Here is an 11233-nt window from a genome sequence, read left to right as displayed (position 1 = left end):
GGCATTGCCGATGATATTGTGAACCTGGCCTTCGGTCTTACCTTAGGTGCGATAGCCGTAGCCGTAGCTCTCTCTTTCGGGTTGGGTGGAAGGGAGGCGGCAGGAAAACTAATGGAACATTGGCTCTCAAAGTTCCGGCCAAGCGACGATTAAGCCTGAGGCGATAATAGGAATGCCGTTTCAATGGGAGGGGGCAGGAGCGTGGTGATGCACATGCGTAAATCCTTAGTGGGGGCATTGCCGCTGACAGACGGAGCCGTTTTCAGGAGTCGAGGATTTATTATCGGAACTTGAGAAGGCGGATTCCTGTTTGGGGCTTGCGAGTGCTGAGCAACGGCACAGCAGACGTTAATAACCCCCTCCCTGTATCCTGTCATGAAAGAAGATCGAATCTGGCTGAAACGTTCTCCCCATATGGCCTGTTGTCGGGGAACGGATGGGGTCTTGCAACCTTTTTCTTAGTCTTCAAAGTGGGCGCTGCGCGGTAATTGGCCCTGCGGTTTTTTATGAGATTCCCGCTTCATGAGTGAAGTATGTAAAAATACGATTGATTATCTGTTGTTATTTTACGAATAAAGACGAACTGCCCGGTTCGATTACCGAAATCACTATGGAGAGTGCGTCCCGAGCAGGTGAAAATATGATTGGTTGTTTTCCCGATCCGCCGTCTTCATCCTCCCGACAACAAAGCGATTTCCATCCAAGGCCGATAAATCCTTGCAAAAAGAAACAGCGCCGTGATATGAACCTCGAATTCGTTTAACGAAATAAGACCATATTCAAGAGACTCCCGTCAGGGAAATCGTTGCAAGCATAAAGACCTATCAGAATGAGCTTTGCGAAATGATGCCGGACGGACCTACGCTCACCCCTCATTTCTTTCGTCTGTCCGTTATTAAAGTCTTTTACGCATAAGCAGATTCCGGCCTGCTGAAGTCTTGCATGCATTGATAACGATCCCTTTCGGAAGGCTTTTGTCGAACAGCTTGAAAAGGGGTCTCCCCGCAAAGCATTCAAGATATTTAATCACGCCTCGTCTTTTCATGGCTGTGCTGCAAAACCGGAGAAAAGAACGGTTGCCAAGAAAGGAGTAAACCATGAGCCTCTACCTCAGACAGAAGGAAATCATGGAAAGCATTGATCCGGCCGCCACCTTCAAGGAATGGCGAAATTGGAAATGGCAGATACGCCATAGTGTACGTACACTTGACACATTTGAAAGGCTGATGAAGATCACTCTGAATAATGAACAACGTGCGCAATTCGGCCTTACAGAAGCCAAATTCCCCATGTCGATTACCCCTTATTACCTGTCCCTTATCAACAACGATCCATCAGAAATCTCCCTTGATCCGGTTTTCAGACAGTCCTTTCCTTCCTCACTTGAATTGAAAATCGTGGAAGACGATATGGGAGACCCATTGCATGAGGATTTGGACAGCCCCGTCCCAGGGGTGACGCATCGCTATCCGGATCGGGTTTTGCTTCTGGTCAGCAATATCTGCTCCATGTACTGCCGCCATTGTACACGTAAACGACGTGTCGGAGATGTGGATTCAATCCCCTCAAAGACGGAAATCACGGCTGGCCTCGACTATATTCGCAATACGCCGCGGATACGAGATGTTCTTTTGAGCGGCGGCGATCCGCTGATGCTTTCCGACGATTATCTTGACTGGATACTGTCGAAGTTGCGCGCCATCAAACATGTGGAGATTATCCGCATCGGTTCACGAATGCCCGTGGTACTTCCTTACCGCATCACCAAAGATCTGGTAAACATCCTCAATAAATATCATCCCTTATGGTTTAATACGCACTTCAACCATCCCAGGGAATTGACGGGTGCATCCCGGAAAGCTTTGGCTAGGCTTGCCGATGCAGGAATCCCTCTGGGAAACCAGTCGGTTCTGCTGGCAGGGGTCAACGATTGCACCCTGATCATGCGGGCTTTAGTAAACGGTCTTGCCGCAAACCGGGTCCGTCCCTATTATCTTTACCAATGCGATCTTTCGGATGGGCTTTCTCATTTTCGCACACCCGTAGGCAAGGGCATCGAAATTCTCGAAAATCTGATCGGGCACACGAGTGGTCTCTGTGTCCCAACCTACGTTATCGATGCTCCCGGTGGCGGAGGCAAAATTCCTGTTATGCCCAACTACCTGATTTCCTGGTCGCCGACTAAAATCATCCTGCGGAATTACGAGGGGGTCATTACAACGTATAAGGAACCGGATGATTATGGAGCGATCGTCTGTGACCGCAACTGCGACGACTGCATCCTGCAGCATGAAAACGGGAATATGGAGGATTATGAGGATCTGGGAATCACGAAACTGTTGGCCGATCATGACAAAACCATTTCCCTTATTCCCGCTGACAACCAACGCATGGCCCGTAGGGAGGAAAATAGCCATGATGATCCGGCATGAACCGGACAGAATCGAACACATTGGGGATGCCCTGATCCAGCACGGACCATTGAACGACCGCGTCTATATCATGAAAATCGGCTCATCGGATCCGAAAAAATTGATTGAAAAGGTGGAAGTTCTGGCCGTTGATGAGGGGTATTCAAAAGTTTTCGCTAAGGTCCCCGCAACCCTTGCACGGTTGTTCATAGACGCTGGATACGAGAAGGAGGCCTGTGTTTCCGGGTATTTCCGCGGTCTGGAATCGGCTCTCTTTCTTGGTAAATACCTTCAGAAGTTCCGAAAAAAGGAAGATTACCGCGACGAATTGGACCGGATTGCCGATCTTGCGATCAAGCGTTGTCATGCAGGGAAACCCGTGTGCCAAACGGGTTTACCGTTTCGTATTCGACCATGCAACCGCACCGATGCACCCCTGATGAGCCGCCTCTATGCCCGGGTCTTTCAGTCTTACCCTTTCCCCATTGATTATCCCGAATACCTGATCCAAACGATGGAAAATGACGTCGATTATTTTGGTGTAGAAGTTCATGGGAATCTCGTCGCGCTTTCTTCTGCCGAAATGGACCGAAACGAAGAAAGTGTGGAAATGACGGATTTTGCGACTCTCCCGGAATGGGAAGGGAACGGACTTGCTTTTAACCTGCTTTTGGCCATGGAAAAGGAAGTAAGGGCAAAAGGCATCAGGACCGCATACACGATTGCCCGGGCCGCTTCCGTTGGCATGAACATAACTTTTGCAAGGGGAGGCTACTGCTTTGGCGGCAGGCTGATCAATAACACCAATATCAGCGGTCATATTGAAAGCATGAACGTGTGGTTTAAATCCCTGTAACGGCCAGCATAGAACGCAACATCGAATGATCAATTGATCCCAACTAAAAATCCGGTTGTTCGCCGAGTAGTGTCATCCCGATGACGTTCTTAAGGAAATCACTTTCATTTGGAGAAGAAGTATTGAAGATTCTCGCCGGGCGCAGCGTGGTGATAGCTGCGTGACCAACAGTCAGCCGTTTGCGCATTCCCCAGAGATTTGCGGTTGAAACGCCCCACAGGTTATGGAATACGAGCAATTCACCTTCGTATTGCCCGATGTACAGCATGATATGCCCCCTCATCCATAGAAGCGTCATGTAAGGAACGCCCCTTTCCCGGATGGTTTTTTCCTTCACCTCAAGGGAAAGGGGGGCCAGATCGATGAAATACCCGTCCCGTTTTGCCTGATCGGCAGAATGACGAGAGAGCCAGAGGCCGAAAGGAGCGAACATGTCTTTGAGCATGGCGGAACAATCTCGGTTTTCATAAAGACCACCCCAGCCATAAGCTTCGTTGGTCAAGTTGTTGGCTATCCGTATCATGTTGGCTCCCGCCAGGGGCAGAGGTTTGACGGCTGCCGCTTCGCTGGAGAGAAGCGTCTCCCCCGTTATAGCCCGTTTGGTGGTATCCCCTGCCGCGTACATGATTCGAATGGTGTTGTCCGTTTCAGAGATGAAGGGAAAGAGGGAACCGAGGGGTGCATTGAAAAGAAAATGGTTTTGATCATCATAAATTGGGGTTTTATCGGTGATTATAGCGACGTATGTACCCTTTTCCCATTTTCGTTTGAAATTTTCATCTGCCAGCGCAATATGTCGGGCATCCAGCCAGCCAGATGCATAGGGTGTTTCAACTAGGAACCATGTCTTGTCCCGGCTAACGTGGGAAATATAAATCGGTGTATTGGCGGAAATAAGTGATACCTGCAATCTATCGAAGGGATATCCACTCCTGCTGTAAAAAACAGGTTTTCGCGTTGGAAGGATCCGTAAGTCAGTATTCCGGGTGGTTATCCCGGAACGGGACATGTTTGGATAACCATCGAGAGCGGCCATATCCCGCAAATTTTTGGCCCATGTTGGGTCGCGCTTACGCAAGTTTTCGCCATATCCTGGGTTAAGTTCGAATTTAAGAAATGACTTCCGGACAGAATCCAGGGTACGAAGAGGCTTCGTGCGATGCCATGGGGAGAAGTAGAGGGCATTGTATCGTGCGTCGGCTGATTTTTGTTCTGCATCGGGCATCAAAACGTGCTCTGATGTCATGTACCAAGTGTGATCCTGCGGGAGCTCCCTGATGTCACGGATCGTTTCTGGCATATGGATGCAACTTGAAAGAATAAAAACGCAAAGGATGAGGATGAGGCAACACCGGCGGTATGTATTATTAAAACAGCTATATTTATGGGTGTTGTCCTGCATGCGGATCATTCTTCCATATGGGGTGATTAGCCCGTCAACCCAGCAGTAAGGTCCTGAAGCTCACCCGGGCATTATCTGATGAATCGGTAGGAATTGCAAGAGAGGGAGGAACGAAGTAAGATGAATTGGAGAAAAATCGGGTTTTACGATTCCCGATTGCAACCATTACATCACCGGCATTGGAAACGCTAAAGGAGGATAAGAGTTGCCATCCATGTATGCATGGTTGCATGGGATTTTCGTCCAACCCATGCGCATTCGTAATTGTTTGTGTTGGTTCCCGTTGGCCTGTGGACTTTTTACAAAAATCTTCATTATTGATCAACGGCACTCAATGCTTTTAAATGGATTCAAGGGACCCTCATAAAGAAATCATATGGAGGAATGCTATGATGAAAAAAACATGGTCAGGTGTTGTGGTTGCGATGTTCATTCTGAGTTTACCCGTTTCCGTGATGTCTCAAGACTACGCGTCAGCCTTTGAAAAGGTTCGTGTTCAAGCTGTTGCGGGTCATGCCGAAGCACAGCAGGAACTGGGGCGCATGTACGTAAATGGCATCGGCGTTACAAAAGATTATGTCGAGGCAGTGAACTGGTATAACCGGGCCGCCGAGCAAGGACTTGCGGATGCCCAGTTCAATCTGGGCAGCATTTATTTCAGAGGAGAAATCATTTCGAAGGATTATGTCGCGGCCTCCAAATGGTTTTCGAAAGCGGCAGTTCAGGGGCATGCCGAAGCCCAATACTATTTAGGTATGATGAGTTCCGACGGTTTAGGGATTCCCAAGAGCCATACCGAGGCTTTCAAATGGTACAGTAAAGCGGCGGAACAGGATTTGGCGGCGGCCCAGTACAATTTGGCTGTGATGTACTACAATGGCGACGGCGTTAATCAGGATTATGAGAAAGCGGCAGAGTGGTTTACCCGAGCTTCCACTCTCGGTCTGGCCAGAGCGCAATATGATCTGGGGCGGATGTATGCGAGGGGATTGGGCGTTCCGAAAGATAATATCCATGCATACAAATGGCTGGATGTTGCGGCCGCACAGGGGGTGACAAGGGCACGAGAGCTCCGGGATAATCTGGAAAAGGAGATGACACGAGAGGACGTTTCCCGGGCACGGTTTTTGAGCGAAGAGTTCCGAAGCACGCCGTAATGAAACGAAATCTTCGTCTCGAATCTCCATATTGAAGTATCCGGGCCGGATTTGATGGTGGGAACGGCAGGTGTTCTGGAAGCATGCCAGAAAGTGTGCAATGCGAGGGCGCCAAGGCCCCGGTTCTCCCGGGGCCGAAGGGCAAAAGAATGGCGGGTTAATAGGGGACGGGATCGTTCATATATACGGGCAAGCCCCTTCTTGGTTTTTTGTGCCGAGGTGTGGATCAATGCAATGATATTTGTTGACCTGTCCCTGGTCAGCCCTGCCGCCATTCGAATAAACAATGATGTTGATCTCCAGATTCTCGAATCCTTCAGATCATCCTCCGGACCAAGGCAAGCGGGGATGCGTCGGCTTGCAATGACATCGATCAGATGCTTGTCCTTGTCAATGACGGGGTAACAAGGATTGGAATCTTTAGTTCCGTAATGAAGTGGAATTCGGGGCAAAAATTTTTATCCCTTGTCGTTAATAAACCAATCTTCCTTTGCCGCTTCTGACGCGTTTCTGTCAGGGGATGTCGTTTAGGAGCCTTTGCTTGCTTGTTATGCCATAATACTGCCTGCAAAGAGACTTTTATTGTTTTTAGTCCTTGGTGGATTTGTTCCCTTGATCGCAGAGTTTTTTCGATAGAAGCCATGCATTCATTTCGCCTGCCCAAAAGAACGGCATATCATCAACCGCTGATATATTTGAAAGACGCTGTTAATCGGGTTCGAAACATGACGACCCTGTCATCCTCTATGGTCAGATCCATTTTGACAACTTCCGCAATTCTCATTTCCTTGAGTGTTTGGGTGGCGGTTTCTATGGCGTTCTTGGCCGCGTCTTCCCAGGAAATTTTACTGACGCCGTTCAGTTCGATGATCTTGTAAGTACTTTCCGACATAATCTGTCTCCTTTCTTGCGGATAATGTTTAGAAGGGTCAGTTAACGAGTTTCTTTCATTACGGAGGAAGGTTGGTTTATTAACGACGGAGGATACAGCTTTTTGCCTTTACCAAATTTAATAATTAATGTTTTTTAGTCAACATCACAGCATCGTTATTTTTCACCCTTGACAAAATGCGTTTAATCGCCCATGGTCTCCTCTTTCCAAGGGATACCACTGTCTTAGAGGCTTTTGTTGAGAGTGCTCTCCGTTCTGGACCCTGATTCAGGGTGAAATGGTCGGAAGCTTCGTTTATATGAACGGAGTGGTTCAGATAATTGGTCAACCGCTAATCTATGGACACCCACTCTGTTGGTAGATGGTCGAAATAATGAACCTGATTCTGAATTACGCTCCCACCGGTATGATTCCTACCAAAGTCATGACACCTCATGTTCCCATTTCAGTTCAAGAAATCGTGGAAAGTGTCCATGAAGCCGTTGAAATCGGCATCACCATGGTGCATTTGCACGCCCGTGATAAGCGGACGGGGGCCCAGACCTATAAAGCGGAGGTATATCGCAGTATCATTGAAGGAATTCGTAAATTTTCCTGTGATCTTGTCATTGGGGTTTCCTTGAGTGGCCGAAATTTTAACGAACTTGAAAAGCGTTCAGAGGTTCTGCAACTCACCGGAAGTGACAAACCGGATATGGGAAGCCTTACCCTGAGCTCTCTCAATTTTAACCGACAGGCCAGCATCAATGATCCTGAAATGGTTCAGGCTTTGGCCAGGGAGATGCTGAATCGTGACATCATGCCCGAATTGGAGGCCTTCGACATCGGTATGATTCATTATGCCAAATATCTAATCAACAAGGGTTTGCTTAAACCACCTTTTTATTTCAATCTCATTTTGGGTAACGTGGCCTGTGCCCAGGCCAATCTCCTGCATAGCGGCATAATGTTGAACGACCTTCCACCGTCGTCCTTATGGAGCATGGGGGCGGTCGGGGATTATCAATTACCCATCAATTCCATGGCCATTGCCATGGGTGGGGGTGTAAGAACCGGTTTGGAAGACAACATCTGGTACGACCGTGCTCGGAGCAAACTGGCACGCAACAGCGATCTGCTCAGGCGTATCCACATCCTGGCTGAGGCCAATGAAAGACTGATCATGAAACCAGACGAACTGAGGATGCGGCTCAGGCTGGAAGGAGGAAACGGTCAGTATGGTCGCGGGGAAAACCAAAATAAACCTCAAGATTGACGAATAGCCTGAACGGTTTTGAAGTTAAGAAACAGGCCTTATCAAGCCAAGGTGGAATCGTGGATCATCCCATGGATCTCGGATGGGCTGAGTTATTTTTGAAATAACGTGTGTCGGCGATATTCCATATTTCGTCAATCAGTTAATTAGCAGGCATGGACTTAATGAAAAATATCAAAATAGTTGTCGAGTATGACGGTACCCGCTACCACGGTTGGCAGAGGCAGAGAGGACACCGAAGTATTCAACAAACTCTTGAGGAAAAAATTAAATTGATCACCAGAGAAGAGGTTACTGTAATTGGATCAGGGAGAACGGACAGTGGGGTCCATGCCTTCAATCAGGTCGCGAATTTTCAGATGACCGCCAGGATACGCGAAGAAAATTTGTTGCGTGCACTGAACGGTGTGTTGCCCGATGACATTGTGATTAAGCGGGTCGAAGAGATGGCCAAGTCATTTCACGCAAGATTCAGCGTAAAATCAAAAAAGTATGTGTACCATATCTGGAATAATACGACGAACACGGCGATCAACCGATATTACTGTTGGCATGTACGAAAAGAGTTGAATTTAGAGTGCATGAAGAAGGCAGCCTGTTTTATTAAAGGGACCCATGACTTCAAGGCATTCTGTGGTACGGGGAGCAAGGTTAAAAACTACACAAGAACCATTTTAGACGTTGAGCTTGACAGGGACGATCGGGGAAAACTGCTCATCACGATCACGGCCGACGGGTTTCTTCGGCACATGGTGAGAAACATTGTGGGAACACTTGTTGAAGTGGGGAAGGGGAAAATCACACCGGAGGACTTGAAGGTTATTCTCGATTCCAGAGACAGGCGGAAAGCCGGAATGACCGCACCGGCTCACGGGTTGTTCCTGGCTGAGGTCCATTATTGAGTCCAAGAATCAGGAAACGTCCGGAAAGGGGTATGGTTTTTTCAGGATACCGATATGTCAATCGTTTGGCGTGGGATCTTAATCCAAGGGATATTTTCTGACCCTTTTAAAAATCTCCATTTCTTTGTTCATCATAATCATGGCATCCTCCATCACCCCATTTTCATGGTCATAGCCGAGCAAATGGAGCAAGCCGTGAATGAACAAAAAAAGGATCTCATCGTGTATGTCGATATCTTCCGTCTGGGCATCCCGCAAAGCCGTTTCAACAGATATGACAATATCTCCCAGAACACGCGGTTGAATGTTTTGCCATTCCCCCTCCCGCATGCCGAAAGATATCACGTTGGTTGGCTTGTCTCGGCCCAAATACTCTCGATTGAGGTCTTGGATGGTATGATCGTCTACCAGAAGCAGGCTGATTTCATGATCCTCACACTCTAAATATCTGATCACCTTTAACATATCCGCCCGCATTTGTCGGCCGTTTATCTTGATAACATTTTGTCGGTTGTTGATCAGTAAGGGCATCAATCCTCCTTTACAGGGGGGTCTCTTTTACCATGCGCATCTCTTGGGAGTCCGTTTGATCCGGATAATTAATCCGGTGATGGAAAATCCCCGTGAGTATCCGGATGAAACTTTCGGCGATTTTGTGCAAATCTTTTAGTGTCAGTTCACATTCATCAAGCTGTCCGTCCAGAAAGATTTTTTCAATCCTCTCATGGACAAGATTATTTATGCGGGATGGAGTAGGGTCATCAAGAGTCCGGGAACTGGCCTCAATGACATCGCTGAGCATGACCAGGCCCGCTTCCTTGGTTTGCGGTTTTGGTCCCGGATAGCGAAAATCGGAATCCGAGAGGTTATTGAAGGTGGTATCTGAGTGTTTTTTCGCTTTATTGTAAAAATAAGTGACGAGGCTCGTACCATGATGCTGACGAATAATATCGATAATCCGGCTTCCCAGATTCAACTGTCGTGCGAAATCGCAACCGTCCTTGACGTGAGATATTATGATCAGGCTGCTCATTTTGGGAGACAGGTTCTCATGCTTATTTTCGCCGACCGGTTGATTTTCAATGAAATAATGTGGTTTCACCAGTTTGCCGACATCGTGGTAATAGGCGCTTACTTTAGCGAGAAGGGCATTCGCGCCAATGGCTTCCGCCGCCGACTCGGCAAGGGAGGCCACAATGATGCTGTGATGATAGGTGCCGGGGGTTTCAATAATCATGCGCTGAAAAATGGGTTGATTGAGATTGCCCAGTTCAAGGAGTTTGATGTCCGTCGTTAACTTGAAGAAGGATTCAAAAAGAGGGAGAAAACCGGCGGCAATGATCCCGGAAGCCATGCCTCCGATGAAACCCATCAGTGACTTGACCAGGAATATCCAGTCGAGGGGTGCTTTGGATTCGAGGGTGATGGCAAAAATGATAACGCTGTTAATCGCGCCGAGCAGCAGTCCCGCCACGAAAAAGGCGGACCTCTGCTTGGTAAAGTATATCTGGTATATGACAAAAATGGAGCCAGCCATTGAAAAAATCGGCATAATAACCCGGTCATCGAAAAGAAATCCCAAAAGGAACGATACGAACACGCTGAAAATGACGGCGATGCGGTCGTTAATTAAGACGGTAGCCAGCATGGCTCCAACGACGTAAGGGATGGCATAAAAGCAATCCTGAGGGATTAAAACGGGAAAGGCGCGGGCAACGGCATCGGAAATGATCAAGCCGAAACGAATCAGGATAAATTGCACCAAAACCAGGGTGGCGAGGAAGAGCATGATTGTTTTCAATTCCTGGGTTTTGGGCTTCCATTTGCGAATGGCAGGAATACAGGCGATGCCAAGCAGCAAAGCAATAAGGGTGACGCCGAAAAAAGAGGCGATGGCTCCAAGTCTGCTTTTTCCTTCCCGGGCTTTGTAATAGGCATCCAGTTTGTCTTTGATGGGTTCAGTGATCTTCTCCCCTTCACGGACAATCATCTCGTTCTTGAGAACCTGGAAATAGGAAGGTTTAATCGATTGTATCGCTTCCTGTTTTTTTTTGTCCGTTGCTTCACTGTCAAACGTCAGATTCGGTTTGGTGATTTTCAGGACAAATGCAACAGCGGCGCGTCTGAAATCTTTGTTGTATTGGGGCATAACCTTTTCGGCTTTCCCTTTGATGAACTTTTCAAGCGCCTGGACGTGGACATAGTTGCCAAAATTGATTGTAAGAAATTCTTCCTGCGTTTTGGTGTTTCGCACGACAATACCGCGTTCAAGATCGGTTTGCTCAAAAGCATGATTGGTAACATAGGTGTCCGAATAGATTTGATCGATTAATTTGCCAATGGCACGTGCGCCCGTGC

9 protein-coding genes are annotated in these 11233 nt (G+C 47.9%); 5 read left to right on the top strand and 4 right to left on the bottom strand.

What is annotated here, in order from left to right:
* The first annotated feature begins 1097 nt into the window (after positions 1-1097).
* Together ablA and ablB are read left to right on the top strand one after the other, a co-directional pair.
* Complete coding sequence (gene ablA, locus GX147_01725) at positions 1098-2432, top strand: lysine 2,3-aminomutase (GenBank protein NLN59428.1); 1335 nt, start codon at positions 1098-1100, stop codon at positions 2430-2432.
* Positions 2419-3267: a putative beta-lysine N-acetyltransferase gene (gene ablB, locus GX147_01720; GenBank protein ID NLN59427.1), complete on the top strand. Its 849-nt coding sequence runs from the start codon at positions 2419-2421 to the stop codon at positions 3265-3267. The genes ablA and ablB overlap by 14 nt, the downstream gene beginning before the upstream one ends.
* 43 nt (positions 3268-3310) lie before the next feature.
* Here ablB and GX147_01715 read toward each other — a convergent pair whose 3' ends face one another.
* Complete coding sequence (locus GX147_01715; protein ID NLN59426.1) at positions 3311-4567, bottom strand: hypothetical protein; 1257 nt, start codon at positions 4565-4567, stop codon at positions 3311-3313.
* Between the two features lie 491 nt (positions 4568-5058).
* Between GX147_01715 and GX147_01710 the strand changes: the two genes are divergently transcribed.
* Positions 5059-5826 carry a sel1 repeat family protein gene (locus GX147_01710; GenBank protein ID NLN59425.1) on the top strand — a complete coding sequence of 256 codons (768 nt, stop codon included), beginning with the start codon at positions 5059-5061 and terminating at the stop codon, positions 5824-5826.
* Between the two features lie 679 nt (positions 5827-6505).
* Here GX147_01710 and GX147_01705 read toward each other — a convergent pair.
* Positions 6506-6718, bottom strand: a complete 213-nt coding sequence (locus tag GX147_01705) for a dodecin domain-containing protein (protein ID NLN59424.1) — start codon at positions 6716-6718, stop codon at positions 6506-6508.
* Between the two features lie 373 nt (positions 6719-7091).
* Here GX147_01705 and GX147_01700 point away from each other — a divergent pair, with 373 nt between their 5' ends.
* Positions 7092-7973, top strand: a complete 882-nt coding sequence (locus GX147_01700) for a 3-keto-5-aminohexanoate cleavage protein (protein ID NLN59423.1) — start codon at positions 7092-7094, stop codon at positions 7971-7973.
* Between the two features lie 164 nt (positions 7974-8137).
* Positions 8138-8875, top strand: coding sequence for a tRNA pseudouridine(38-40) synthase TruA (gene truA / locus GX147_01695; protein ID NLN59422.1), 738 nt, complete (start codon positions 8138-8140; stop codon positions 8873-8875).
* A gap of 78 nt (positions 8876-8953) precedes the next feature.
* On the opposite strand, the gene ybeY is transcribed toward truA, so the two are convergent.
* Both ybeY and GX147_01685 read right to left on the bottom strand, forming a co-directional pair.
* Positions 8954-9340 (bottom strand): rRNA maturation RNase YbeY, encoded by a 387-nt coding sequence (gene ybeY / locus GX147_01690; protein NLN59421.1) that lies wholly within the window; start codon positions 9338-9340, stop codon positions 8954-8956.
* A 76-nt stretch (positions 9341-9416) separates the two neighbouring features.
* Positions 9417-11233 (bottom strand): HDIG domain-containing protein (locus GX147_01685; protein ID NLN59420.1); only part of this gene is annotated, 1817 nt, incomplete at its 5' end.

It is taken from the genome of Deltaproteobacteria bacterium (assembly GCA_012522415.1).
In the GTDB taxonomy this organism is placed as follows: domain Bacteria; phylum Desulfobacterota; class Syntrophia; order Syntrophales; family JAAYKM01; genus JAAYKM01.
The sequence above is the reverse complement of the archived record's forward strand: the minus strand, read 5'-3'. Positions and strand labels throughout refer to the sequence as shown.